Source organism: Polaromonas sp. AER18D-145 (assembly GCF_002379095.1).
Lineage (GTDB): Bacteria > Pseudomonadota > Gammaproteobacteria > Burkholderiales > Burkholderiaceae_C > Polaromonas.
Map to the genome: position 1 here is coordinate 1 of NZ_NBZV01000057.1, position 25924 is coordinate 25924.

General features: G+C 65.1%; 26 protein-coding genes. 11 read left to right on the forward strand and 15 right to left on the reverse strand.

Annotated elements, in window-relative coordinates; genetic code table 11:
* On the reverse strand, nucleotides 1-284 hold a 284-nt coding region (locus B7G52_RS20470; protein WP_141397511.1), incomplete at its 3' end, for a LysR family transcriptional regulator.
* A 182-nt stretch (nucleotides 285-466) separates the two neighbouring features.
* On the opposite strand from B7G52_RS20470, the gene B7G52_RS20475 reads away from it, so the two are divergent.
* Nucleotides 467-1657, forward strand: coding sequence for an acyl-CoA dehydrogenase (locus B7G52_RS20475; protein WP_096699532.1), 1191 nt, complete (start codon nucleotides 467-469; stop codon nucleotides 1655-1657).
* A gap of 4 nt (nucleotides 1658-1661) precedes the next feature.
* Nucleotides 1662-2873 carry a CaiB/BaiF CoA-transferase family protein gene (locus B7G52_RS20480; RefSeq protein ID WP_096699533.1) on the forward strand — a complete coding sequence of 404 codons (1212 nt, stop codon included), beginning with the start codon at nucleotides 1662-1664 and terminating at the stop codon, nucleotides 2871-2873.
* Between the two features lie 262 nt (nucleotides 2874-3135).
* Here B7G52_RS20480 and B7G52_RS20485 read toward each other — a convergent pair whose 3' ends face one another.
* The 11 genes from B7G52_RS20485 to B7G52_RS20535 all read right to left on the reverse strand — a co-directional run bounded on the left by B7G52_RS20485 (nucleotide 3136) and on the right by B7G52_RS20535 (nucleotide 16760).
* Nucleotides 3136-6816: a molybdopterin cofactor-binding domain-containing protein gene (locus B7G52_RS20485; RefSeq protein ID WP_096699534.1), complete on the reverse strand. Its 3681-nt coding sequence runs from the start codon at nucleotides 6814-6816 to the stop codon at nucleotides 3136-3138.
* On the reverse strand, nucleotides 6813-7310 hold the full coding sequence (locus B7G52_RS20490) for a (2Fe-2S)-binding protein (RefSeq protein WP_096699535.1): 498 nt from the start codon (nucleotides 7308-7310) through the stop codon (nucleotides 6813-6815). Before B7G52_RS20490 ends, B7G52_RS20485 begins: the two co-directional genes overlap by 4 nt.
* A 28-nt stretch (nucleotides 7311-7338) precedes the next feature.
* Nucleotides 7339-8064, reverse strand: a complete 726-nt coding sequence (gene pncA / locus B7G52_RS20495) for a bifunctional nicotinamidase/pyrazinamidase (RefSeq protein ID WP_096699536.1) — start codon at nucleotides 8062-8064, stop codon at nucleotides 7339-7341.
* 38 nt (nucleotides 8065-8102) lie between these two features.
* Nucleotides 8103-8840: an ABC transporter ATP-binding protein gene (locus B7G52_RS20500; protein WP_096699537.1), complete on the reverse strand. Its 738-nt coding sequence runs from the start codon at nucleotides 8838-8840 to the stop codon at nucleotides 8103-8105.
* The gene (locus tag B7G52_RS20505; protein WP_096699538.1) at nucleotides 8837-9619 is read right to left on the reverse strand and encodes an ABC transporter ATP-binding protein; all 783 of its coding nucleotides are present in this window, start codon (nucleotides 9617-9619) and stop codon (nucleotides 8837-8839) included. The genes B7G52_RS20500 and B7G52_RS20505 overlap by 4 nt, the downstream gene beginning before the upstream one ends.
* Nucleotides 9616-11514 carry an ABC transporter permease gene (locus tag B7G52_RS20510; RefSeq protein ID WP_096699539.1) on the reverse strand — a complete coding sequence of 633 codons (1899 nt, stop codon included), beginning with the start codon at nucleotides 11512-11514 and terminating at the stop codon, nucleotides 9616-9618. The genes B7G52_RS20505 and B7G52_RS20510 overlap by 4 nt, the downstream gene beginning before the upstream one ends.
* 148 nt (nucleotides 11515-11662) lie before the next feature.
* On the reverse strand, nucleotides 11663-12862 hold the full coding sequence (locus B7G52_RS20515) for an ABC transporter substrate-binding protein (protein WP_371329049.1): 1200 nt from the start codon (nucleotides 12860-12862) through the stop codon (nucleotides 11663-11665).
* Nucleotides 12863-12917: 55 nt separating this feature from the next.
* Complete coding sequence (locus tag B7G52_RS20520) at nucleotides 12918-13502, reverse strand: amino acid synthesis family protein (RefSeq protein WP_096699541.1); 585 nt, start codon at nucleotides 13500-13502, stop codon at nucleotides 12918-12920.
* Nucleotides 13503-13543: 41 nt separating this feature from the next.
* Entirely contained in the window at nucleotides 13544-14185 is a 642-nt protein-coding gene (locus B7G52_RS20525; RefSeq protein WP_096699542.1) for an amino acid synthesis family protein, read from the reverse strand.
* A 22-nt stretch (nucleotides 14186-14207) separates the two neighbouring features.
* Nucleotides 14208-15125: a UPF0280 family protein gene (locus B7G52_RS20530; protein WP_096699543.1), complete on the reverse strand. Its 918-nt coding sequence runs from the start codon at nucleotides 15123-15125 to the stop codon at nucleotides 14208-14210.
* A 12-nt stretch (nucleotides 15126-15137) separates the two neighbouring features.
* Nucleotides 15138-16760 carry a 6-hydroxynicotinate reductase gene (locus B7G52_RS20535; protein ID WP_096699544.1) on the reverse strand — a complete coding sequence of 541 codons (1623 nt, stop codon included), beginning with the start codon at nucleotides 16758-16760 and terminating at the stop codon, nucleotides 15138-15140.
* A gap of 261 nt (nucleotides 16761-17021) precedes the next feature.
* Here B7G52_RS20535 and fdxA point away from each other — a divergent pair, with 261 nt between their 5' ends.
* From fdxA to B7G52_RS20560, 5 genes are all read left to right on the forward strand, one after another.
* Complete coding sequence (fdxA, locus tag B7G52_RS20540) at nucleotides 17022-17351, forward strand: ferredoxin FdxA (RefSeq protein WP_096699545.1); 330 nt, start codon at nucleotides 17022-17024, stop codon at nucleotides 17349-17351.
* A 41-nt stretch (nucleotides 17352-17392) separates the two neighbouring features.
* Nucleotides 17393-18166 (forward strand): ferredoxin--NADP reductase, encoded by a 774-nt coding sequence (locus tag B7G52_RS20545; protein ID WP_096699546.1) that lies wholly within the window; start codon nucleotides 17393-17395, stop codon nucleotides 18164-18166.
* A 138-nt stretch (nucleotides 18167-18304) separates the two neighbouring features.
* Entirely contained in the window at nucleotides 18305-18994 is a 690-nt protein-coding gene (locus B7G52_RS20550; RefSeq protein WP_096699547.1) for a TetR/AcrR family transcriptional regulator, read from the forward strand.
* A 56-nt stretch (nucleotides 18995-19050) separates the two neighbouring features.
* Nucleotides 19051-20247, forward strand: a complete 1197-nt coding sequence (locus tag B7G52_RS20555; protein WP_096699548.1) for an amidohydrolase family protein — start codon at nucleotides 19051-19053, stop codon at nucleotides 20245-20247.
* A 15-nt stretch (nucleotides 20248-20262) separates the two neighbouring features.
* On the forward strand, nucleotides 20263-20868 hold the full coding sequence (locus tag B7G52_RS20560; protein WP_141397512.1) for a 3'-5' exonuclease: 606 nt from the start codon (nucleotides 20263-20265) through the stop codon (nucleotides 20866-20868).
* Between the two features lie 5 nt (nucleotides 20869-20873).
* Here B7G52_RS20560 and B7G52_RS20565 read toward each other — a convergent pair whose 3' ends face one another.
* On the reverse strand, nucleotides 20874-21173 hold the full coding sequence (locus tag B7G52_RS20565; RefSeq protein ID WP_240523555.1) for a hypothetical protein: 300 nt from the start codon (nucleotides 21171-21173) through the stop codon (nucleotides 20874-20876).
* A gap of 8 nt (nucleotides 21174-21181) precedes the next feature.
* Nucleotides 21182-21514, reverse strand: a complete 333-nt coding sequence (locus tag B7G52_RS20570; protein WP_096699549.1) for a DUF6172 family protein — start codon at nucleotides 21512-21514, stop codon at nucleotides 21182-21184.
* Between the two features lie 336 nt (nucleotides 21515-21850).
* On the opposite strand from B7G52_RS20570, the gene B7G52_RS20575 reads away from it, so the two are divergent.
* Nucleotides 21851-23101 carry a DEAD/DEAH box helicase gene (locus tag B7G52_RS20575; RefSeq protein ID WP_096699550.1) on the forward strand — a complete coding sequence of 417 codons (1251 nt, stop codon included), beginning with the start codon at nucleotides 21851-21853 and terminating at the stop codon, nucleotides 23099-23101.
* A gap of 40 nt (nucleotides 23102-23141) precedes the next feature.
* On the opposite strand, the gene B7G52_RS20580 is transcribed toward B7G52_RS20575, so the two are convergent.
* Nucleotides 23142-23378: a DUF6139 family protein gene (locus B7G52_RS20580; RefSeq protein WP_096670790.1), complete on the reverse strand. Its 237-nt coding sequence runs from the start codon at nucleotides 23376-23378 to the stop codon at nucleotides 23142-23144.
* 332 nt (nucleotides 23379-23710) lie between these two features.
* On the opposite strand from B7G52_RS20580, the gene B7G52_RS20585 reads away from it, so the two are divergent.
* The 3 genes from B7G52_RS20585 to B7G52_RS20595 all read left to right on the forward strand — a co-directional run.
* Entirely contained in the window at nucleotides 23711-24475 is a 765-nt protein-coding gene (locus B7G52_RS20585; RefSeq protein WP_096699551.1) for an SDR family oxidoreductase, read from the forward strand.
* Nucleotides 24476-24700: 225 nt separating this feature from the next.
* On the forward strand, nucleotides 24701-25474 hold the full coding sequence (locus tag B7G52_RS20590) for an ABC transporter ATP-binding protein (protein ID WP_096699552.1): 774 nt from the start codon (nucleotides 24701-24703) through the stop codon (nucleotides 25472-25474).
* A 133-nt stretch (nucleotides 25475-25607) separates the two neighbouring features.
* On the forward strand, nucleotides 25608-25924 hold a 317-nt coding region (locus B7G52_RS20595), incomplete at its 3' end, for an ATP-binding cassette domain-containing protein (protein WP_141397513.1).

The window sequence follows — 25924 nt, forward strand, 5'->3', positions numbered from 1 at the left end:
CCGCCCGCCCCGCCCTTGGCCATCAATGCCAGCGTATCGCGCTCCACGTCATCGAGTCTTGCGCGCACGTTGCGGGCGTAGTTGGTGCCCGCTTCAGTGAGCAACACCCCGCGTTTGGTGCGCCTGAACAGCTTCACGCTCAGAAAGTCTTCCAGACCGGCGATCTGGCGGCACACCGCGCTCTGGGTGACGGCGTGCTCCTGCGCCGCCTGGGTAAAACTCTGATGCCGGGCGGCTGACTCGAACAGCGCCAGCGCCGTGGTGGAGGGGATTTTTCGTCGCATGGCGGGCTCCTGCCTGGGCGGCTTGCTTGGAGTTCCATTTTTGCACAAACCCGTGCCAAATCATCGGTTGCGCCGGGTGGTGGGCTGCGCGTATGCTCGAGCCATCGACATCCCTGCCCCGGCCTCCTGAGTTGCGATTTATGCACACAGACAGGCCTCCCACCCCCTTTTGGAGATTCCCCATGAGCCCCAGCCCCCAAAAAGCCAGCTTCCACTGGGCCGACCCCTTGCTGCTCGACCAGCAGCTGACCGACGACGAACGCATGGTGCGCGACACCGCGAGCGCTTACTGCCAGGAGCAACTGGCACCGCGCGTGCTGGAAGCCTTCCGCCATGAGCGCACCGATGTGGCGATTTTTCGCGAAATGGGTTCGCTGGGCCTGCTCGGCAGCACCATCCCCGAAGCCTACGGCGGCGCCGGCCTGAACTACGTCTGCTATGGCCTGGCCGCGCGCGAGGTCGAACGCGTCGACTCCGGCTACCGCTCCATGATGAGTGTGCAGTCCTCGCTGGTGATGGTGCCGATCAACGAGTTCGGCAATGAAGCCACGAAACAGAAATACCTGCCGAAACTGGCCACCGGCGAATGGATAGGCTGCTTCGGCCTGACCGAGCCCAACCACGGCTCCGACCCCGGCAGCATGATCACGCGTGCCAAAAAGGTGGACGGCGGCTACAAGCTCTCGGGCGCCAAGATGTGGATCACCAACAGCCCGATCGCCGACGTGTTTGTGGTCTGGGCCAAGGACGATGAAGGCGCCATTCGCGGCTTTGTGCTGGAAAAAGGTTGGAAAGGCCTGAGCGCGCCGGCCGTGCACGGCAAGGTCGGCCTGCGCGCCTCCATCACCGGCGAAATCGTCATGGACGAGGTGTTCTGTCCCGAGGAAAACGCCTTCCCCGACGTGCGCGGCCTCAAGGGCCCTTTCACCTGCCTCAACTCGGCCCGTTACGGCATCGCCTGGGGCGCGTTGGGCGCGGCCGAGGACTGCTTCTACAAGGCGCGCCAGTACACGCTGGACCGCAAGCAGTTCGGCCGCCCGCTGGCCGCCAACCAGCTGATCCAGAAAAAACTCGCCGACATGGAAACCGAAATCGCGCTCGGCCTGCAAGGCTGCCTGCGCCTGGGCCGCATGAAGGACGAAGGCACGGCCGCGGTCGAAATCACCTCCATCATGAAACGCAACTCCTGCGGCAAGGCGCTCGACATTGCCCGCATGGCGCGCGACATGCTGGGCGGCAACGGCATCAGCGACGAGTTCGGCGTGGCGCGGCACCTGGTCAACCTTGAAGTGGTCAACACCTACGAAGGCACGCACGACGTGCATGCGCTGATCCTGGGCCGCGCCATCACCGGCATCGCCGCGTTTTCCTGAAGCCATGACAGCCCCCGCTGTTCGCCCGCCGCCGCTGACCGGCGTCCGGGTGCTGGATCTGTCGCGTGTGCTCGCCGGCCCTTGGGCCGGGCAACTGCTCGCCGACCTGGGCGCAGACGTCGTGAAGGTCGAAAAACCGCAGGGCGGTGACGACACGCGCGCCTGGGGTCCGCCCTACCTGAAGGACGGCTCGGGCCGGGACACCACCGAGGCCGCTTACTTTCTCTGCGCCAACCGCAACAAGCGTTCGGTCGCCATCGACATCGCCACGCCCGCAGGGCAGGCGCAGGTGCGCGCGCTGGCGCAGCAGGCCGACGTGGTGCTGGAAAACTTCAAGGTCGGCGGGCTCAAGCGTTACGGACTCGACTACGCCAGCCTGAGCGCCGCCAACCCGCGCCTGGTCTACTGCTCCATCACCGGCTTCGGCCAGACCGGTCCTTACGCGGCGCGCGCCGGCTACGACTTCCTGATCCAGGGCATGGGCGGGCTGATGAGTGTGACCGGCCGCCCTGACGGCGAGCCCGGCGCCGGCCCGCAGAAAGTCGGCGTGGCCCTGACCGACATCATGACCGGCCTCTATGCCACGATTGCCGTGCAGGCCGCCCTGGCCGAGCGCGAAAAATCCGGACTGGGACAACACATCGATTTGGCGCTGCTGGACGTGCAGATCGCCTGCCTGGCGAACCAGGCCTCGAACTACCTGGCCGGGAATGTCGTGCCGCGCCGCATGGGCAATGCACATCCAAACATCGTGCCCTACCAGGACTTTCCAACGGCAGATGGCGACATCATCCTCGCGGTGGGCAACGACGAGCAGTTCGCCAAATTCTGCAAGGTCGCGGGCCACCCCGAATGGTCGGCCGACGAACGTTTCTCCACCAACGCGCAGCGTGTGGCGAACCGTGCGGTGCTGGTGCCCCTGCTGCGCCAGGCCACGGTGATGCGGACTTCGGCCGAATGGATAACAGCGCTGGAAGCCGCTGGTGTGCCCTGCGGTCCGATCAACCGCATCGATGAAGTCTTTGCGGACCCGCAGGTGCGTTCGCGCGGCCTGCACATTGACATGCCGCACGCGCTGGCTGGCAGCGTGCCGCTGGTGGCCAACCCGATCCGCCTGTCCGGCTCACCGGTGGCTTACCAACGGCCGCCGCCCATGCTGGGGCAGCACACGGCTGAGGTGCTGGCGCAATGGCTGGGCGTGCCAACGGCTGCCTGAGCGCCTGTACCGGAAAATTCTGGGTTTTGAGGTAACGGCTCAGGTCGCTGCATGCAGCACCCTTTTCTCCCCCTCGCCCTCTGGGAGAGGGTTGGGGTGAGGGCCAGCAAGCCACAACCTACGATAGCGCTATCGCACAGGCCGCCAGCCCTCACCCCGCCCTCTCCCAGGGGGAGAGGGAGTAAAACCAGCCCAGACTACCTGAGTAGTTAAGTTTTGAGATAAAAAAGACCTCCAACCCAAGACTGGCAGGCACAAGCAGCTATTTATTTGATAGCAATTCGGCCGCCCCCTCATGGCTTCCCGCCGTGGCGCGCAGGCGCGATACGGCGGCCGGCAGATCTTTCCACGCAGCCTGCCCCGGCGCATACCGGCTGCGCATGTAACCCGCCAGCGTGGCGATCTGCGCGTCGTCCAGGCTGTGGCGGAAAGCCGGCATGAAGCCAATCTCAGTCGTCGCGGGTGCGCGAATGCCGTCCAGAATCACGCGAATCAGGTTGTCGGGTCGCTCGCTGAGCATCTTGCTGTTGAGCGCCAGCGGCACATTGACACCCAGCAGCTTCGGTCCGTCCCCGTCGTGGTGGCAGGAGGCACAGGCGCCGTTGAACAGGCGCTGGCCGGGGCCGGGCAGCGCAGCGCCGCTCTGCTGCGCGGACAACACCACCTGCCTGGCGCGTTCGGCGCTCTCGGGCTCGGCCAGGGGTTGGTTGAACGAGGTCAGGTAGCTGGCCATGGCCCGGATGTCGTCGTCGGGCAAGGCACCGAGTTCCTTGACCACCGGACCCATGGGGCCGGCGGCAGCGCCGTGCTGCAGGCTGTAGCCCTGGCGCAGGTAGCGGTACAACTCGCCGGCGGTCCAGGGCACGGGCGCGCGCGACAAAGCCGTCAGCGCGGGCGCTTCCCAGCCATCGACCACGGCACCGGACAGGAAGGCCTGGCCACCGCGTTCGGCACCCAGTGCATTGCGCGGCGTGTGGCAGGCGCCGCAATGGCCCAGGCCGTTGACCAGGTAGGCGCCGCGGTTCCATTCCACGGTTTGGGTCGGGTCCATGCGGTAAGGCGCCGGGTCGTGAAACATCGCATTCCAGGCCGCCATGAGGGGTCGCACATTGAAGGGAAAAGCCAGCTGCGTGGCGGGTGTCTCCGAACGCACGGCCGGCTGCGCCATCAGGTAGGCATACAGCGCGGTCAGGTCTTCGTCGCTGGTTTTGGCAAAGGCCGTGTAGGGAAAGGCCGGGTACAGGTGGTGGCCATCGCGCGAGATGCCTTCACGCATGGCGCGCTGGAAGGCGCTGAAGGACCACAGGCCGATGCCGGTCTGGGCATCGGGCGTCAGGTTGGTGGTGACTATCTTGCCGAAGGGCGTCTCCATGGCCCGGCCGCCGGCGTTCGGCACGCCGCCCGGCGCGGTGTGGCACACCACACAGTCGCCGGCCGCCGCCAGTTGCCGGCCGCGTTCAATCGTCGCCGCGGTGTAGATCGATGAACCGCCGGACAACACCGGCGCAATCGCGGGCCGCCAGCCCAGCAGGGCGGCCGCCAGGCCGAACACGCCGGCGAGCATCGCGCCGGCACGCGACCAGCGGCCCAGGCTCTGGGGCCAGGGCGCGCTGTCAGGCGGGCGGGTCAACGGGGACGGCGCGGCCAGGGCGGGCGACACGGCCGGCACCTGACCGGGCGCCGGTTGCAGCGCAGCACGCACCACCTCCGCGGTGAAAGGAGGCTGGCGAAAGCGCACGCCGGTCGCGTCAAAAATCGCATTGGCAATCGCCGCCGTGCCGGGCACCGAGGCCGACTCCCCCGCGCCCAGCGGCGGCTCACCCGGCCGTGCCATGGTCACCACCTCGATCACCGGCACATCCCGGAAACTCAGGATGGGGTAGCTGCCCCACTCCAGGCTGGCCACGGTGTTCGTTGTCGGGTTCAGGCTGACCTGTTCGGTCAGCGCCCGGCTGGTGGTCTGCACCACGTTGCCATGGATCTGGTGCTGCACACCGGCGGGGTTGATCAGGGTGCCGGCGTCGTGACCGACCACCACGCGCCTGACCTGCACTTCACCGGTCCTGCGGTTGACTTCGACATCGGCGACCCAGGCCGCCCAGGCCGCGCCATAACCCGGCCATTTGCTGTGCACATAACGCGCGTAAGCGACGCCCTGGCCGTGCACGATGTCGGGCGTATCGCCTGGTTCCCCCGTCTGTTGCTGCGGCTGCGTATGAACCGTCCAGCCGGCACGATCGGCCGTGGCGCGCAGCAGTTCCGCCGCGCGCGGCTCGCTCAGGTAACGCAGCCGGAACTCGACCGGGTCCACGCCGGCCGCCGTGGCCAGCTCGTCGATGTAGGACTCGTGTGCAAAGGAATTGGGCAGGGCCGACACACCGCGCAGCCAGGAGGCGCGCAGCATGGGCGGCATGTCGTTGACCGACACGCGCAGGTTCTCGTAGTCGTAAGGCGGGCGGGCACTGCGGTCGCCCATTTCGTAGGCGCGCGCCACCGGTTCGACGGTGCGCGTGAGCAGCAGCGCCAGCGTCGGTGCGCCGTTGGACGGGTAGGAGGTCTGGAAGTCATACGCGGCAACGGATCCGTCGGCGTTCAGCCCGCCGTTGACCTGCATGAGCTGGGCCGCGCCCTTGGGCTCCCAGGCATGCTCCTGCTCGCGCGTCAGCTGCACCCGCACCGGCGCGCCGACCGCGCGCGAGAGCAGGGCGGCATCGGCCGCCACGTCGTCGGCACAGTTGCGTCCGTAACAGCCGGCCGCCTCCATGCGGATCACGTCGATGGCCATATCCGCCAGCCCCGTGAGCCGCGACAGGTCGGCGCGCAGCACGTGCGGGTTCTGGCTGCCGGCCCACACCGTCATGCGGTTTTCCTGCCAATCCGCCAGCGCACACGAGGGACCGATGGAGCCGTGCATCTGGTAAGGCCAGACATAGTTGCGCGGCAAACGCTGCGCGGCGCCCGCCATCGCGGCATCCACATCACCCTCGTCAATCAGTTTGCGCTGCGTCGCCGGGTTGGCGCGGATGGCGTTTTCCAGATCGTCAAGATTGGTCAGACCCGGCCAGGGCTTCCACTGGACGCGCAGCTCGCGCAACGCCTGCTCGGCATGCTCCTCGCGCTCGGCGACGATGCCAATGAAATCGCGGATGACCACGACTGCACGAATGCCCGGAATGTGCGCAATCGAGGACTCATCGACCGATTCCAGCGTGTTGCCGATGAAGTCGCCATGGTCGGCCCCGGCATACGGCGGCCGCACGACACGGCCATGCAGCATGCCCGGCACGCGCATGTCGTGCACAAAGGTCAGCGCACCGGTGGCCTTGGCCGGTATGTCCACCCGCGCCGTGCTGGTGCCGACGATGCGGTAATCCTCCGGCGATTTCAGCGGCGAATCCAGCGCCAGCGTGAGTTCCACATGCTTCTGCTTAACCAGGGCGCCGTAGCCCACCGACCGGCCGTCACTGCCGATCACAGACACGACACCGTCACCGACCGTCAGCAGCGCCCTGTCCACCTGCAGCACGCCAGCGGCCCGGTCCACCAGCCAGGCACGCGCCTGGGCAGCGGCCGCCCGTAAGGGCACGGCATGAATCTGTATCGACGCGCTGGCAATGGTCGCGCCCTGATTCGGCGCGCGGGTGGTGTCGCCCAGGACCATGTTGACGCTGTCCAGCGAAACATCAAGTTCTTCGGCGACGATCTGGCCAAGCGCCGTGCGGATGCCGGTGCCCAGGTCCACATGGCCGTTCAGGGCCGTCACGCTGCCGTCGTCCCAGACCGCCAGCAATATTTCAACGCCTTCGAGCGGATTGCCGCTGACCAGCGCGGGCTGGCCCTGGGCAGTCGGTGGTGCGGGCGGTGGCTCGCGCGTGACCAGCAACACGCCGCCTGCGGCATGAAAGTCGGCACGTGTGAGGGGGGTGTCGGCGCGGCGGGTCATGGCCGGGGGTCTTTGGCAAGGGCCTGCCGCGTGAGTTCTGCCGCACGCAGCACAGCGTTCACGATCTCGAGATGGGTACCGCAGCGGCATAAATTGCCGGACAACTCGCGGCGTATCTCGTCCTCCGTCGGATCCGGCTTGCGCGCCAGCAACGCACTGGTCATCATGATCATGCCGCTCAGGCAGTAACCGCACTGGGCCGCCTGCTCTTCGATAAAAGCCTGTTGCACCGGATGCAGCGCCGCCAGGGACCCGAGACCTTCCAGCGTGGTGATCTCGCGGCCGGCCACACCGGCGGCCGGGATCACGCAGGCACGTGCGGCCACGCCGTCCACCAGCACCGTGCAGGCGCCGCATTCGCCCAGGCCACAGCCGTATTTGGGGCTGTTGAGTTCGAGGTCGTTGCGCAGTACGCCCAGCAGGGAGGCCTGCGCCGAGACCGTCAGCGTCCGCGCCAACCGGTTGACGCTGAAGGTCACGACCTGCGAGCTCATCGGATCCCGTGGCAAGTCAGGGCGTGCTTCAGGCCAGGTCGGTGGACTGGATGCGTTTGACGCCCCTGGCCGTCATCTGCTTCCAGGCCGCCGCCAGCGATCCGTTCAGGTCAATGGCGCGCGTGGCATCCTCGATCACATAGACCTCGAAGCCCGCCTTGCGTGCGTCCATCGCGGTCCAGGCAACGCAGAAGTCCGTCGCCAGCCCGGTCACGAAAACACGTTTGATGCCGCGCTGCTTGAGGTAGCCGCCCAGGCCGGTCGGCGTCTTGCCGTCGGCCTCGGTGAAGGCCGAATAGCTGTCCACCTCCTGGTGGTAGCCCTTGCGCACGATGACCTGGGCCGTGGGCAGCGCCAGGTCCTTGTGCAGGGCCGCGTCGTCCGTTCCCTGCACGCAGTGGTCAGGCCACAGCACCTGGTTGCCATAGGCCAGTTTTTTGACTTCGAAGGGTTTCCTGCCCGCATGGGTGCTGGCAAAGGACGCGTGGCCCTTGGTGTGCCAGTCCTGCGTGATCACGATGTTCTCGAAAGCGCCGGCGAGTTTGTTGATGACCGGCACCACTTCCTCGCCTCCCTTGACCGGCAAGGTGCCCCCGGTCACGAAACAGTTCTGCACATCGACAACAATCAGCGCGCTTCTGGCGTCAGGCTTGATGCCGGCGGCAAAAGCCACGCGGCCGGCCAGGCCGGCCGCCGCCACAAGGCCGGCGCTGGACAGGGTTTTCAACAGGGTTCTGCGGGTAGCTGGATGCATGATGCGATCTCCTTGAAACGGGTTAAAACAACACGGAACTAGACACTGAGGTAGGCGCGCCGCACCTCTTCGTTGGCCGACAGCTCGGCCATGGAACCGTCGTAACGGATCTGGCCTTTTTCGAGCACATAGGCCCGGTCCGACACCAGCTCCGCAAAATGCATGTTCTGTTCGGACAACAAGATACTGACGCCCTGCGACTTGAGCTCCACAATCATGTGCGCCATCTGCTCGACGATCACCGGCGCCACACCTTCCGAGGGCTCGTCGAGCAGGACCAGGTAGGGGTTGCCCATCAGGGTACGCGCGACGGTCAGCATCTGCTGCTCGCCGCCGCTCATGCGGCCTCCCTGGCGGTCCGGCATCTCGCCGAGGTTGGGAAAGAGCTTGAACAGCCGCTCGGGCGTCCAGACCGGCGCCTGGCTGCCGTCCGGCCAGCGGCGCGGCGGCTGCCGCCCCACTTCCAGGTTCTCCATCACCGTCAGGTCGGTGAAGATGCGCCTGTCTTCCGGCACAAAGCCCAGGCCCATGCGCGCCGCATGGTGGGGTTCGCTTTTTGAAATGTCGGTGCCCAGGAAGGAAACACGGCCGCGCCGCTTGTCCAGCATGCCGATCAGCGTTTTGAGCGTCGTCGATTTTCCGGCGCCGTTGCGGCCCATCAGGGCCACCACTTCACCGCGCCGTACCTCGATGCCCACGTCGTAGAGGATCTGGGCGGCGCCATACCAGGCGCACAGGCCCTGGGCCTGCAGCAGGACTTCGTTCACAGCGCTCATGAGGCGGCATCCTTTTCCAGTGTCTTTTTCTCGAAGGTTTTGCCGCTGCCGAAATAGACCTCCTGGACCTTGGGGTGATCGCGGATCTCCAGCGGCTTGCCTTCTGCAATCAGCCGTCCGCGCGCCAGCACAATCATGCGGTCGGCATAGGCGAACACCACATCCATGCTGTGCTCCGTGAACAGCACCGCCATGCCGCGGTCGACGACCAGCTGTTTGGTCAGGGCCATCAGGTCGTTGCGCTCCCTGGGCGCCATGCCGGCCGTGGGTTCGTCCATCAGCAGCAGCTTGGGGTTGTTGGCCATGGCCATGGCGAGTTCCACGCGTTTGACGTCGCCATAGGCCAGCACGCTGCAGGGCCGGTCGGCCTGGGCCTTCATGTTGACCTGGTCGAGCAGCACCAGCGCCTCCTCGCGCTTGTGGCCGGCCGCGCGGCGCCACATGGAAAACAACTTGCGGTCCGAGGACAGCAGCGCCATCTGGACGTTCTCCACGACCGTCAGGGACGAAAAGGTCTCTGCAATCTGGAAGGTCCGGCTCACGCCAAGCCGCCAGATGTCGCGCGGGGCCAGGCCAATCAGTTCCTGGCCGCCCAGCTGGATCGAACCGGCGTCGGCCCGCAACTGGCCATTGACCATGTTGAAGGTGGTCGACTTGCCGGCGCCGTTGGGCCCGATCAGCGCCAGCAACTCGCCGGCGGCGAGTTCGAAACTGATACCGTCGACCGCCTTGACGCCACCGAACGATTTGCCCAGACCGGATACTTTGAGCAAGCTCATGACTGGCCCTCCTTCGCGCCGCGCAAGCGCGACAGCAGTTGCTGGACAAAGCCGGCAATCCCTTGCGGAAACAGCAGCACCAGGATCAGGATGATGGCGCCCAGCATGGCGCGCCAGTAGTCGGTGTTGCGCGCCACCGTGTCGTGCAGCCAGGTGAAGGTGACGGCGCCGACAATGGGGCCCACCAGCGTCTGCACGCCGCCCAGCAGCACCATGACCAGGCCGTCGATGGATTTGCTCACATGCAGGCTTTCCGGGGAAATGCTGCCTTTGGAGAAGGCATACAGCGCTCCGGCCAGGCCAGCGAAGGTGCCGGCGATGACAAAAGCCACCCATTGCATGCGCTTGACGTCGATGCCGATCGCGTCGGAGCGAAGCACCGAATCGCGTGCAGCACGCATGGCGTAACCAAAGGGTGAGTACAGCATGCGGTGCATCATCAACACGGCCCCGGCCACCAGTGCCAGCGTCAGGTAGTAGTACATCTTCTTGTCGGCCAGCCATTCGGAGGGCCAGACGCCGGTCAGCCCGTTGCTGCCACCGGTGAAGGCATCCCACTGGTAACAGATCGCCCAGGTGATCTGGGCAAACGCCAGCGTCAACATGGCCAGGTACACGCCCGACAGACGCACGCAGAACCAGCCATAGATGAAAGCGCCCAGCGCCGCCAGCGCTGGCGCGACAACCAGCGCCACCTCCATCGGCAGGTTCAGGCTGCGCACCAGCAGGGCCGCGCCATAGGCACCCAGGCCGAAGTAGGCCGCATGGCCAAAGGAATGCATGCCCGCCGGGCCCATGATGAAGTGCAGGCTGGCTGCAAACAGCACGGCCACCAGCAGGTCGATCAGCAGGACCGTTACGTAGGGCGACTGTGCGGTCAGCGCAGGCATCAGCACCAGCAGGGCCAGCAGGGCGGCGCCGCCGAACTTGTAGAGGCGATCGGGCGGCCGCAGGGGCGCCTCGGCCGTGCCGGCATGGCGGCTGGTCGCCTGGGGCCGGCCGAACAGGCCCCAGGGCCGGGCCACCAGCACGACGGCCATGACAAGGAACTCCACCACCAGGGTGAGTTTGGAAAACGAAATGCTGACGCCCCAGATTTCCACCAGGCCCAGCCAGATGCAGATGGCCTTCAACTCGGCAATCAGCAGTGCCGCCACATAGGCGCCGGGGATTGAGCCCATGCCGCCGACCACCACCACCACAAAGGCGGCGCCGATGATGTTAAGGTCCATCTCGAGGTTGGCTGGTTCGCGCGGCAGCTGCAGCGCACCGCCCAGGCCCGCCAGCAGAGCCCCCAGCGCAAACACCGCGGTAAACAGCCAGGCCTGGTTGACGCCGAGCGCGCTGACCATCTCCCGGTCCTGCGTGGCGGCGCGCACCAGCGTGCCCCAGCGGGTTTTGGTCAGCAGCAGCCAGAGCAGGCCGAGCACCACCGGGCCGGCAACGATCAGGAACAAGTCATAGGACGGAAATTGCCGGCCAAGGATGGACACCGAACCGGTCAGGCCGGGCGCCCGCGGGCCCAGCAATTCTTCAGGCCCCCAGAACCACAGCACCCCGTCCTTGATCACCAGGCCCAGCGCAAAGGTGGCCAGCAGCTGGAACAGTTCGGGCGCACGGTAGATGCGGCGCAGCAGCAGGACCTCGACCAGCGCACCCAGCACACCGACGGCCAGCGCGGCCAGCAGCAGGGCCGGCCAGAAGCCGACCGTGCCGCCCAGGGTGGCCACCAGCGAATAGGCCACATAAATGCCGACCATGAAAAATGAGCCGTGCGCGAAGTTGACGATCCGCGTCACGCCAAAAATCAGCGACAGCCCGACCGCCACCAGAAACAGCGACGACGCCCCGGCCAGACCGTTGAGCAACTGGACCACAAAGCCTGAAAAGCTCATGAATTACCTTTTTTACGAGAGGAGGCAGCCCCTTGCAGGCGCCATGACAGACGGGGCGCCGTGCAGGCGACTAGCGCCGGCGACACCTGTGGCCGGCATCCGCGCGCAAGGCGCGGGACCGAACTGGCGTCGCCGTGCGCCTGCCGGCTCAGTCGGCGGGGCGCAGCTTCTTGATTTCTGCGGCGGACGGCTGGAATTTCGCGCCGTCCATGTAACGGTAGTCCACCATCACACCCTTGCCACCCTCGTTTTTGGTGCGCCCGACATAGGCGCCCATGGTGGACTGGTGGTCTTCAGGACGGTAAACGACGGGACCAAAAGGCGTGCTGACCTTCAGGCCGCTGAAGGCCGCGATCATCTTTTCGGTGTCGGTGGACTTGGCTTTTTTCATGCCTTCGGCCAGCGACTTGATGGCGCTGTAGCCCACCACGGAACCGAGGCGCGGATAGTCCTTGTACTTGCCGTGGTAAGCCAGAAAGAAGGCCTTGTGCTCGGGCGTCTGGATGCCGTACCACGGGTAACCGGTGACCAGCCAGCCGTTGGGCGTCTCGTCCTTCAGCGGATCGAGGTACTCGGGTTCGCCGGTGAGCAGGCTGACAACTTCGCGGCCCTGGAACAGGCCGCGGGTGTTGCCCTCACGCACAAACTTGGACAGGTCGGCGCCAAAAAGCACATTAAAAATCGCGTCCGGCTTGGCATCGGCCAGGGCCTGCACCACGCTGCCGGAGTCCACCTTGCCCAGGGGCGGCGCCTGTTCGGCGACAAACTCCACGTCGGGCTGCGCCTCTTTGAGCAGCTTCTTGAAGCTGGCGGCGGCGGACTGGCCGTATTCATAGTTGGGGTAAACCACGGCCCAGCGTTTTTTCTTCATCGCAGCGGCATCGGGCACCAGCATGGCCACCTGCATGTAGGTGGAAGCGCGCAGGCGGTAGGTGTAGCGGTTGCCGTTTTGCCAGACGATCTTGTCGGTCAGCGGCTCTGCGGCGAGAAAGAAAAATTTCTTCTGTTTCGCGAAGTCGGTCAGCGCCAGGCCGATGTGCGAGAGAAAGGAGCCGGTGAGCACATCCACCTTCTCGCGCGACACCAGCTCCTCGGCCGCACGCACCGCGTCACCAGGGTTGGCGTTGTCGTCACGGACAATCAGCTCGACCTTCTTGCCGTTGATGCCGCCGGCGGCATTGATTTCCTCGACAGCCAGCTCCATGCCCTTTTTGTAGGGCTCGAGAAAGGCGGGCTGGGCCTTGTAGCTGTTGATCTCGCCAATCTTGATGACCCCCTGCGCGTGGGCGGTCCCCAGCGAGGTCACCAGACCCAGAAAAGTCATGGCGCCCAGCATTTTGTAGTGCATCTTCATAAAAAACTCCTGCTTGTCGTGGATCGGAATGGTCGGTGGGGAGCGCAGCTTACCGCAGCCCGTCCTCGCCCTTGATGTCGTGGACTTGCAAGCCGCCCACGCGCGGTAGTGGCCGGCCGCTGTCGGTGACGACGACAGCAACCACAATTTCATTGGCACGCGGTGCGTCGGCGACACGCGCCTCCATGGCGTCGAAATGGCTGCGCACAAAAGCCGCGTCCTTGTGCCCGAGCGGCACGTCGATCGCGGTACCGAGGCCGCCCCGCTTTTTGCTGGAGGGCACGAGGGCCGCGCCCTTTTCGACCGCCAGGCGCAGAGGCGCACCCAGCTTGGGATGCAGGATGGCGGCGGCGTGCTCCAGTTCTCCGGCCTCGCCGACAATCGCCGCCTTGCCGTAACTTTGCGCCTGGCCGGGCGAAATGCCCAGCGCCTGCACACATTTGGCGCCCAGCAGGCCGCCCAGCTCTTCCCCGATGGCGATCAGCTCGTCAAGGTTCTCCACATACTTGCCGGCAAACGGATTGGCGATCACCGCCATGGCCAGCGCGCGCCGCGTCGGCGGATGGACCGCTTGCCCCATTTCCATTCGGGTCTCGTCGACCTGGACGATGATTTTTCTGATCATGGCTGTCATGCTGCTTCTTCCTTGCGTATTGTCGTTGTGTAGATGGCGCTTTAGCGCAGACCGTCCCACTTGCTGATGGCGTGGGCTGCCAGCCCGCCCACACGGGCGTGGACCCGGGGACCGGTACTCATGGCAAGAATAAAGACAATTTCATCCGGCAGGGGGGCGCCGGGAACGCGAACCTCGATCGCGTCAAAATGACTGCGCACATAGGCGGCATTGATGTGTGTCATCGGCACATCCAGCGCAGTGCCGGGCCCGCCCACCTTTTTGGTGGAGGGCACGATGGACAGGGCATTGCCGGGGCGTCCGGATTTTTCCTCGCCTTGCCCCTTGGCATAAGCCGCGGCATCACCCTTCCAGCCCAGAAGTTCCCGCATCGCGTAACCGCCGGGAACGTGCCACAGTGCACCGTGTTCGAGCTCACCCGCCGCGCCAACGATGGCGCCCTTGCCGTAACCCTCGATGCGGTCCACCGGCACGTCCATCGCCGCGCGCAACCGTTCGGCCATGTCGATGCCGACCGGCTGGAGCGCGTCCATCATGGGCAGGATGTCGGGCTCGTAGCGGCCCGCAAACGGATTGGTCAGCACGGCAGCAATGGCGCCGCGCATCAGCGGCACCGGGGCGACCGGGCCGAACTCGTGCCAGATCTGCTCCACGTGCGTAAAGATGCGTCGTATTTCAATCATCGGTTGGCGTCCATCCATTTCATTAAGCAAATACTGAACCAACTTGTATGCCCCGGCCGTCTGCAGACAGGTTTTCCACGGCAAGCGCGTCCGCCGCACCGGTGGTCACCACCTGATTCTGGCAAACCAGCGCGGCCGACCAGATCAGGCCCGCGGCGCGCAAGGCCTGCGCGCGCTTCAGGCCCGCCCGCAAGGCCTGCTGCACCAGCACCGGCTCCAGCGGCGGCACATCCACCGTGACGGGAATGCCACCCAGGTCGCAATCATCCTTCAATTCCCAGGCCGGCCGGCGCCGGATGCGCGTATCGCGCAAATCGACCGCGTTGGCAATCACGGTGGCCGCTGCATCAGCCTCGGACGCGGTGCGTGCGAGCACCGTGACACTGTCGGCGATGCCCAGTGAAAAACTGCGGCCGCGCCAGCCGCTGGTGGCGACGCCGCGCACGGGCAACCCACTGGCCACCTCGAACTGGCCGTCGGTCTGCACCCCCTCAAGAATTTCGCCCATGTTCAGCCGCGAAAGATCGGCATAGAGGCCGATGCGCACCGACTGGGAAGGTGTCAGGTGCAAAGCAATGTCGCCGCCGTTGTTGATCCATGCGCGCGTGATGCCGTCCGCGGCATAACAGCTCACCAGCTCCTGTGCCACGGCGCCGGCAACGGCCGCCATCGGGGTGATGAAACTGCTTTTGTAAGGCTGACAGGCATGCCACATGCGCCTGGCCACCGGGCCTCGCACCGGGCATTCGCCGCGCACGGGAAGCCGCAGGAGGGCCAGCTCCTGCACCAGTTCATCCAGGATGCCGCGAAAACGCAGCCAGGCATCGGTGTGCGCCAGCTCCAGCGCCTCGGCACTGCCGCTCGCACCAATGACAATATCCATGGGACCGTGCTGGAAATGCCAGCGGCCGTCGGGCAGCAACGTGCGTTGGGCAGCCATGTGTCGCCTGCCTCAGCCCAGCAGTGGCGGCCGCGCGAGCGGCCACGGATTGACTGCGGGCAAGGGCAGCCACTGGCGGCCCGTGGGCGCACCTTCGTTGTGCCAGGCTCCCCGGCGCAGTGCATCTTCCAGCGTGCGCACATGGTCCATGTGGCCACCCAGCGCACGGTAGTCGTCAAGTTTCATGCTGAATTCAATCGGCGCGACGATGGCCGGCGTGGGCACGGTGCCAAAGCTGTTGTCCGGCATGCGCATGACGTCGACCATCACGGTGATGCCGCCGCCCGGCCAGACATAGGCCGGCGCGCCGCCGCAGGTGACATTGACCAACGCATCCTTGATGGCGCGTGTCAGCAGGACCGGGTTTTCCGTGACACCGGCGCGCAGGCTGCCGCCGGCGCCGCCCAGGAAAAGCACGGTGGTCAGCGAAGGCTCGCAGTTTTCGCCGATACGCTCGACAATGCGGCGCACGTCTTCGGGCATGTCCTGCTCCACCGGCTGGAGCTTGTCGTCGAGCACATACCAGCTCGCATGCTCGCCGGTGGTTGATGTCATGAGCAGCCGCAGGCCGGGCCAGGCCGCTTCGGCATCCCAGCTTTCGATGATGGCCAGCGGATCGTCGATGTCCGTGCCACCCCATCCGGTGCCGGGGTTGGCCACCTGGAAATAACGTCCCGGCGTGGATTTGCGGCCCCGCATCCTGATTCCCGAGGGGCGCATGTCCAGACAGCGGCCAGCCTGGTGCTCGGTCAGCACACCGGTGATGTGGTCGTCAACCACCACCACCTCGTCGAGCTTGCCAAAAAACTGCTTCGCAAAAATGCCGATGGTGGCCGAGCCGCAGCCCACACGCATGCGTTTTTCCTCGACGCCGTTGACGATGGGTGCGCGGCCGGCCTGGATCAGGATCTGGGAGCCGCCGTCGATCGTGAGTTCGGCCGGCTGCTTGTTGCCCAATGCCATCATCATCTCGACTGTCACGCGGCCTTCCTTCTTGCTGCCGCCGGTCAAGTGGTGCACGCCGCCCAGCGACAACATCTGGGAACCATACTCCGCCGTGGTCACATGGCCCACCACTTCGCCCTTGCAGCGCACATTGGCCTGCTCGGCGCCAAGGAAACGGTCGGTATCTATCTTCACCTTGAGGCTGCAGTAGCTGAAGATGCCTTCCGTGACCACCGTCACGAGGTCCACCCCCGCAGCCTGGGAGGACACGATGAACGGCGCAGGCTTGTAGTCGGGATAGGTTGTCGAGGACCCCACACCGGTGATGAAGACCTCGTCGGCCAGCAGCAGGTCGCCACTCCAGGGGGGCTCCTCCGGCAATGCGGCCGGATCAGGCGTGTCCCCGGCAACAGGACGGGCGGTGAACGGCACGAGCACAGGCTCGCCGCCGTCCAGGGTGCGGCGCAGCAACAGCACGGGATCGACCCGGATCAGCGTGCCGCCCTGGTTGGCGTACCTGTCGCAGGCTCCGCTGCGGCCGTCGGAGATCTGGCACAGCACCGGACAGGCATTGCACTCGATCTTTTCGCTGTTCATCCGCTCGCTGCGCGGCCGGGCCTTTTCCAGGACCTGGGGAAGCCCCGGGGAATCCATGCCGGGTAAGCCGTCCGTTTTCGTATGCTCGGTCATCGTGTTTGCCTTCGTACTGCCCGTCATCCTGCGCGCCATTCTGGATGTAGCGCTTGCTCAACTTTGATGTTGCACTTGCTACATTTGAAATCAATGTAGCGCATACGCAGGGGCCGCGCAATAGTGTTTACACGTCAAATCCGGACTTCCGGAAAAAATGTTAGGGACACTACATTTAAATGTTGCGTTCACTACATTTGTATGGCACATTGAGGCCATCGACCGCCGGCGGCCTTCCCGGCAGACCTCCTCAAGGACCTCATGACCCATGTCGTCACCGATGCCTGCATCAAGTGCAAATACACGGATTGTGTGGACGTCTGCCCGGTCGACTGTTTCAAGGAAGGTCCCGACTTTCTGGTGATCGATCCTGACGAGTGTATTGACTGTGCCGTGTGTATTCCCGAGTGTCCGGTCAACGCGATTTATGCCGATACGGACACGCCCGCGCAGTTCGCCCCCTTTTTCGAACTGAACCAGCGCCTCGCCAGACAATGGCCCACCATTTCCAGGCGCATCGCGCCCCTGGCGACGGCGGAGCAATGGAAAGACAAAACCGGTAAGCTGGCGAGCATCCAATTCGACAGCTGAACCCTTCAACCCGAACCTCCAGCCCCCCCCCATCCATCACCATGAGCGCCTTTAACGAAGAACGTGTCCTGTCAGTGCACCACTGGACCGACCGCCTGTTTACTTTCACGACCACCCGCGACCAGTCATTGCGCTTCAGCAACGGCCATTTCACGATGATCGGCCTGCGCGTCAACGACAAGCCGCTGCTGCGGGCCTACAGCATCGTGAGCCCCAACCACGAGGAACACCTGGAGTTTCTGAGCATCAAGGTGCCCGACGGCCCGCTGACGTCGCGGCTTCAGCACATCAAGGTGGGCGACACCATCATCGTCGGGCGCAAGCCGACCGGCACCCTGGTGATCGATTACCTGCTGCCCGGCAAGCGGCTGTACCTGCTGTCCACCGGAACCGGTTTGGCGCCCTTCATGAGCATCATCCGCGACCCGGCGACTTACGAGCAGTTCGAGCAAATCGTTCTGGTGCATGGCGTGCGCCAGGCCGACGAGCTGGCCTACCACGACCTGGTCGTGGACCATCTGCCGCAGCACGAGTTCCTCGGTGAGCTGGTGTCCAAACAGCTGCTGTATTACCCGACCGTGACGCGCGAAAGTTACCGCAACATGGGCCGCGTCACCGACCTGATGGAAACCGGCAAGATGTTTGAAGACCTGAAGCTGCCTCCGCTGGACCCCGCGCAGGACCGTGTCATGATCTGCGGCAGCCCGGGCATGCTCAAGGACCTGAAACACATGCTCGAGAAACGCGGCTTTGTAGAGGGCAACACCTCCAGACCCGGCGACTTTGTGATCGAGCGTGCGTTTGCCGAGCAGTAATATGGCCCCCACGCTTCTCGCTTCGCGTAGTACGCTACCCCCCGAGGGGGCGCTACGCCTGCGGCCCGGCAAAGCCGGCTCCGCGGCCCCGGCTGGTGAAGAGAAGACCTCCACGCTTATCGCCTGCTAGCTGACGCCATGGCCACCAAAACCACATCCCCACGCTCGGCGACTGCCCGGCTCGCCTCAGCAAAGCGGCCGGGCGTGCGGGAGCAGGCCGCGCAAACCACGCGCGACAACATCCTGCGTGCCGCCACCAAGGTCTTTGCGCGTTATGGCTACGAAGGCGGCAGCGTGGAAAAGATCTCGCAGTCCGCCAAGTCCTTCGACCGGATGATTTACTACTACTTCGGGAGCAAGGAAGGCCTGTTCATCGAAGTGCTGGAAGACATGTACCGCCGGATGAACGATGCCGAGCTGGAGCTCGACCTTGACCTGGAGCAGCCGGTGGAGTCGCTCAAGGAAGTGATCCGTTTTGTCGTGACCTATTACAGCAAGAACCCCGAGTTCATCACCCTGCTCAACACGGAAAACCTGCACCGCGGCAAACACATCTCCAAGTCCATGCGCGCCCGGGAGTACTCGTCGCCCGCGATCGCGATCATCCAGAAGCTGCTGGAAAGCGGCGTGAAGAAAAAGGTGTTCCGCGCCGATATTTCCGCACGCAATGTCTACCTGCTGATCGCGGCGACCGGCTATTTCTACATCTCCAACCGCCACACGCTGTCGGCCTTCCTCGGGGAAGACCTGCAGACACCCGAGGCCCTGGCCGACTGGCAGGCCTTCATCACCAGCACCGTGCTGCGCACCGTGATGCATAACCCCTGACACGCCCGCACCGCCGGCGGACATTCCCACCCACGACCTTTGAGAGGGCAACCAACATGGCAGAAGCTGTATCGACCGGAAAATCCGGAAAAGTGGTGATCAGGAACATCGGGCTGCTGCTGTCCGGCGACATCGACCAGCCGATTCTGGACGCAGACACCATTGTCGTGAATGACGGACTGATCGTCGCCGTCGGCAAGGCCAAGGACTGCAACACCGAGGGCGCGCAGACCATCATTGACGCACACCAGACCTGCGTCTGCCCGGGCCTGATCGACAGCCATGTCCATCCCGTGTTCGGGGACTGGACGCCGCGGCAAAACCAGATCGGCTGGATTGACTCCACGATGCACGGCGGCGTCACCACCATGATTTCAGCCGGTGAAGTGCACCTGCCCGGCCGCCCCAAGGACATCGTCGGACTCAAAGCCCTGGCCATCACCGCGCAGCGTGCTTTCGACAACTTCCGCCCCGGTGGCGTCAAGGTGCTGGCCGGCGCCCCCATCATCGAAAAAGGCATGGTTGAGCAGGACTTCAAGGAGCTGGCCGAGGCCGGCGTCACGCTGCTCGGTGAAGTCGGTCTGGGCTCGGTCAAGGCCGGCTACGAAGCCAAGGAGATGGTGGCCTGGGCCCGCAAGTACGGCATCCAGAGCACCATCCACACTGGTGGCCCGTCGATTCCCGGCTCCGGCCTGATCGACAAGGACGTGGTGCTCGAAGCCGACGCCGACGTGATCGGCCACATCAACGGCGGCCACACCGCCCTGTCCGAGCAGCATGTCTGCGAGCTCTGTGAAAAGTCCTCGCGCGCCATCGAGATCGTGCACAACGGCAACGAAAAAGTCGCCATTGCGGCGGCGCAGGCCGCGCTGCAGCTCAAATGCCCGCATCGCGTGATCCTCGGCACCGACGGGCCTGCCGGCTCCGGCGTGCAGCCGCTGGGCATGTTGCGGCTCATCGCCCTGCTGTCCAGCCTGGGCAACATTCCGGCCGAACTGGCCTTCTGTTTTGCCACCGGCAACACGGCGCGCATTCGCCAGCTCAACTGCGGCCTGATCGAGGTCGGCCGCGATGCCGACTTCGTGTTCATGGACAAGGCTCAGCATTCGTCCGGCCTGAATCTGCTCGACAGCGTGCAGCGCGGCGACATTCCCGGCGTGGGCATGGTGATGATTGACGGCATCGTGCGCAGCGGCCGCAGCCGCAACACGCCGCCGGCCACGGACATCCCCAGCGTCGTCACCCCGGCCTGAGCGCCGGCCCCCCGCATGTCCCACCTGCCGTCTCCGACCAAGGAGGAGCTTGCCCGGCTCGAGCCCCTGGCGCAGCTCGGCTTGCCCGATATTGTTGTGGTCTCCACGCGCCAGCAGGCCGATGAGGCCTTCCAGTCACTGGCGAGCAGCGCCGTGCTGGGCTTCGACACCGAATCGAAACCGACTTTCTTCCGGGACCAGGTGTCCGAAGGCCCGCATGTGGTGCAGTTTTCCACCCTGCACAAGGCCTGGGTGTTCCAGTTGCATGACGCCGGATGCCGCGACACCGTGTCGGCCCTGCTCGAGCTGGAGACGGCAGCCAAGGTGGGCTTCGGGCTGGCAGGCGACCATCAGCAGATCCGGCGCACCCTGGGCGTTTCTCCGCGCAATGTGCTGGACCTCAACGCGGTGTTCAGGAGTCGCGGCTACGCGAAGGAGCTCGGTGTCCGCGGCGCGGTCGCCGTGGTGTTCAACCGGCGTTTCATCAAGTCGAGAAAAGCCACCACCTCGAACTGGGCCAACCGGCAGCTGACGGACAGCCAGATCGTGTATTCGGCCAACGACGCCTGGGCGGCGATCCAGGTCTTTCACGCACTGGGCCGGCCACCGCCGCAGGCCTGAGAGACTCAGGCGTAAATGAATTGCTGCCTGAAGGCGGCGCAGAACTGCGGGCTGCCACCCATCGACAGGGTCAGCGTGTACCACCGGTCACCCGCCTCCTCTTCCTGCTCCTGCAGGTTGAAGTCCCACTCCCCGCCATCGTCCAGCGGCGCCTGCAGGCCCGGGAAGGCCGAATGCGCCCACTCCAGCACCTGCACGATTTCCGTGCGGACGGCCGCCACCTGGTCGGGCCGGACAGACGCCATCGCGTCGAAAGTCCCCACGCCCTGCGCGTCTTCGCTGTAGTCGAACTCGAGGAAATGCAAAGTGAGCTTCAGGACGACGCGTCCTGCCCGTCCGCACTGTCCCCGGGGGCCGTCGCGGGCCTGGCTGTGCGGTGCCCCTCTTTGGCGAGCAGTTCGAGGTAAAACGCAGCGCCGCCTTCCGCGGCAACCGCGTCGATCAAGCCCATGATGGTTGCGAAATGCACCACGGCGGCATTGTCCGGGCTGGTGCCGAAACGGCAGTCGAAATCCCAGTAGTCCACGCCCTCGGGCAGCGGCACCCGGCGCTGCCTTTTGACGTATTTGCGGATTTCGTGCTTGACGGCGTCGAGCACGCGATCCCGGTTTTTGCCTTCGATGTTGAGCTGGAATGTCTTTTTCACGGTTGCCTTTCGGGGGTCTGGTATCAGCCCGGACGGACGTGATTCGCCAGTGCAGTGTTGCACGCTTGATGGAACAAATAAAAATGATGGATTTTGGGTCAGGGCAAGGCGCAAACCACAGCGATACCCAGGGTATCGCGCGGATTTGCAACGCAGCCATGGCACAAAAGACGCATTTTCATGTTCCAGATAGCGTGTAACACTGCGCCAACCTCCGATTATGCGGCTTCGCCCGATGCCCTGCTCCGTGGCGCAAGCGCTTAAACTGGTCCTTTACGGCGGGCGCTCTCCGGATCCACCTTCACCCTCACCAAGCTGCCTCAAAGCTCCCTTTTCATGCCATTTTCCTCACTGGGCCTGTCCCCCGCCCTGCTGCACGCCGTCAGCACCAAGGGTTATCTGGCGCCCACACCGATCCAGACCGCCGCGATCCCCGCCATCCTGCAGGGCCGTGATGTGCTGGGTTCGGCGCAAACCGGCTCCGGCAAGACGGCCGCCTTTGTGCTGCCGCTGCTGCAGCAACTGCTGGCGGGCCCGCACGAGAAGCCGCGCAGGGTGCGCGCGCTGGTCCTGGTCCCCACACGCGAACTCGCGGCGCAGGTCGGCGAAACCGTGCGCAGCCTGGCGCAGCAGCTGCCCCAGGTCCTGAAGGTGGCGACTGTGTTTGGCGGTGTGTCCATCAACCCCCAGATGATGAACCTGCGCGGCGGAGCCGATATCGTGGTCGCCACCCCCGGCCGCCTGCTGGACCTGGTGGACCACAACGCGCTGGTCCTGTCCGGCGTCACGGCGCTGGTGCTCGATGAGGCCGACCGGCTCTTCGAACTCGGTTTTGCCGACGAACTCGGGCGCATCCTCGCCCTGCTCGCCCCACAGCGCCAGAACCTGTTTTTCTCGGCCACCCTGCCGCCCGCCGTGCAAGCCCTGGCGCAGACGCTGCTGCGCGAGCCGGTCCACATCGAGATGCTGCCCGGGCCGGAGCAGGCACCCGACATCGTGCAGCGGGCCATTGCCGTGGACGCCGGACGGCGTACCCAGCTGCTGCGCCACCTGATCCAGCTAAACGGCTGGCGCCGGGTGCTGGTGTTCGTGGCCACCAAACATGCGGCTGAAATCGTCGCCGACAAGCTGCGCAAGGTGCGGATCAACGCCGAGCCTTTCCATGGCGAACTGAGCCAGGGAAAACGCACGCAGGTGCTGGCCGACTTCAAGGCCTCGCGACTCAAGGTGGTGATTGCCACCGATGTGGCGGCCCGCGGCCTGGACATTGCGCAGCTGCCGGTGGTGGTGAACTACGACCTGCCGCGTTCGGCGGTGGAGTACGTCCACCGTATCGGCCGCACCGGCCGCGCCGGAGAACGCGGCGTCGCCCTGAGTTTTGTCAGCGCGGACACGCTGGCCCACTGGCGCCTGATCGAAAAACGCCAGCAGGCGAGCCTGCCGCTCGAGCAGATTGAAGGGTTTGAGCCGCTGCCGGTCGAGCCCCCGGCGGAGGGCGCCGGCAGCCCGCCCTCGACAGGCGGCATCAAGGGCAAACGCCCCAGCAAGAAAGACAAACTCCGGGCCGCCGCAGCGCGCGGCGACTGATCACTTGTGCCAGGGCCTGGTCTCAGGCCGCAAGGCGCTTTCAGCGGCCGGCGCCGTTGACGCTGGTGATGGCATACCCTTTTTCGGCAATTTGCTGCTCGGGGCGGGGAATCGCGTACTGGCTGATCTTCTCGGCGCTGGCACCCATTTCCACGGCGCGGGCTTCGGACTCCCAGTCGGTGTTCGTGGCCTCCTGGGGAATCAGCCGTCCTTCGGGCACAGCGAGGTAGGAAAACTGGCGATTGGCTTCGGCCCGGCGGTAAATGTCGACACGCATGAGGACTCCTTGGCAGGTGGCTGAGCCCTCCACCTTACCCCCGGCCAGCGCCTGACTGCTGGAAAGGCCCTGCTTGTTACCCGGACTCCCGCTGGACGGGCCGATCCGGCATGGATGCCAGGCTCCGAATCGGGGTCTTGGACACTTCTTTTTTGATAGCAGATAACGCTTACCCATCAAGTACTGGCGCCATTTTTTATGATCAAGAACGTGCACCAGGCGTCCGTGCGCCGTGCCGCGCAGACACGCAGGCGACGCCCTGGACGCCGCACTGGCGATAAGCTGCCAGGCAAGCCAATCCCGCGCCCCCCCCCACAGACAGGAGCCCTCCCATGAACGATCTTTTTTCCCTCCAGGGCCGCACGGCGCTGATCACCGGCGGTTCGCGCGGCATCGGCCGCATGATTGCCGCCGGCTTCCTGGCGCAGGGTGCGCGGGTCTACATCTCGGCGCGCAAGGCCGCGGCCTGCGACCAGACCGCCAGGGAGCTGGCCAGCCTGGGGCACTGCGTGTCGCTGCCCGCCGATGTCTCGACGCTCGAAGGGGCCAGAGGCCTGGCCGCGGCATATGGTGCGCACGAGCCGCAGCTCGACATCCTGGTCAACAACGCCGGCGCCGCCTGGGGCGCCCCGTTCGACGAGTTTCCGGAAAGCGGCTGGGACAAGGTGATGGACCTGAACCTCAAGACGCCTTTCTTCCTGACGCAGGCGCTGATCACCGCCCTGCGCAAGTCCGGCGAGCAACGCCCCGCCAAGGTCATCAACATTGCCTCCATCGACGGCATTTCCGTCAACCCCATGGAAACCTATTCCTATGCGGCGAGCAAGGCCGGCCTGATCCAGCTGACCCGGCGCATGGCCCTGCGCCTGATCCAGGACAACATCGTGGTCAGCGCGATTGCGCCCGGCGCCTTCGCCTCGGACATGAACAAGGACGCCCGCGACCATGGCGAGGCGGTCGCCGCACGCATCCCGGCCGGCCGTGTGGGGCAGGATGCCGACATGGCCGGCGCCGCCATCTACCTGGCCTCGCGCGCCGGGGACTACGTGGTCGGCTCCACGCTGGTGGTCGACGGCGGCGTGACCCACGCGCGCTGAGCGGCCGGCGCCCGCCGGCTTTTTTCTGACAAAACCCTGACACGGTAGCATCATCACGCCCTGACAGAGGACGCCCCCGCCTGCATGGTTCCCCTCCGGCAGCCCGGCACGTAAAACTACCTAAGTCCTAACCCGCTCACGCGGTACAACGTGACTCGTTAGCATGCAGTTCTCTGTGACGGGCCGGTGCGCCCGCCATTTCAATGTCTGTAGCCGGAGAGCAATTTGTCAGCGGAGTTCATTCTTGAAACGCGTGGGTTGACCAAGGAATTCAAGGGATTCGTGGCCGTCAACCAGGTGGACCTGAAGGTCCAGCGCGGCCATATCCACGCGTTGATCGGCCCCAACGGCGCGGGCAAAACCACTTTCTTCAACCTGCTGACCAAGTTTCTGCACCCGACCACCGGCACCATCCTGTTCAACGGCAAGGACATCACGACCGAAAAGCCGGCGCAGACGGCGCGGCGCGGCATTGTCCGTTCCTTCCAGATCTCGGCGGTGTTTCCTCACATGACCGTGCTGGAAAACGTGCGCGCGGCGCTGCAGCGCAACCTCGGCACCTCGTTTCATTTCTGGAAAGCCGAAAGCACGCTGTTTCCCCTGCATGAACGCGCCCGCCAGCTGCTGGCCGAGGTGGACCTGCAGGACTTCGCCGACGAGCTGACCGTCAACCTGCCCTATGGCCGCAAACGCGCGCTGGAGCTGGCCACCACGCTGGCGCTCGAGCCCGAGCTGATGCTGCTGGACGAACCCACCCAGGGCATGGGCCATGAAGACGTGGACCGCGTGACCCAGCTGATCAAGAAGGTCTCCGCCGGCCGCACCATCCTGATGGTGGAGCACAACATGAACGTGGTCTCGTCGATTGCCGACCGCATCACGGTGCTGCAGCGCGGCGCCATCATTGCCGACGGTCCGTACGCCGAAGTGTCGAAAAACCCGCTGGTGATCGAAGCCTACATGGGCACGGCCAACACCGAACTGCAGGGAGCGCACTGATGTTGGCCCCCACGCTTTTCACTTCGTGTAATACGCTGCCCCCCGGGGGGGCGCTGCGCCTGCGGCCCGGCAAAGCCGGTTCCGCGGCCCTGGCTGTTACGGAAAAGGCCCTCACACCCCCCCGGAGCTTCGCATGACCAAAGAACTCCTGAAAATCGAGAACCTGCACGCCTGGTATGGCGAGTCGCACATCCTGCATGGCGTGAACCTGACCGTGCACGAGGGTGAGGTGGTCACGTTGCTGGGCCGCAACGGCGCCGGTCGCACCACCACCATGCGCGCCATCGTCGGCCTGACCGGTTCGCGCAAGGGCTCGATCCGCATCAACGGTGAAGAAACCATCAAGCTGGCGCCGCACAAGGTGGCGCACATGGGCGTGGGTTACTGCCCCGAAGAACGCGGCATCTTCGCCAGCCTGACCGCCGAGGAAAACCTGATGCTGCCGCCCAC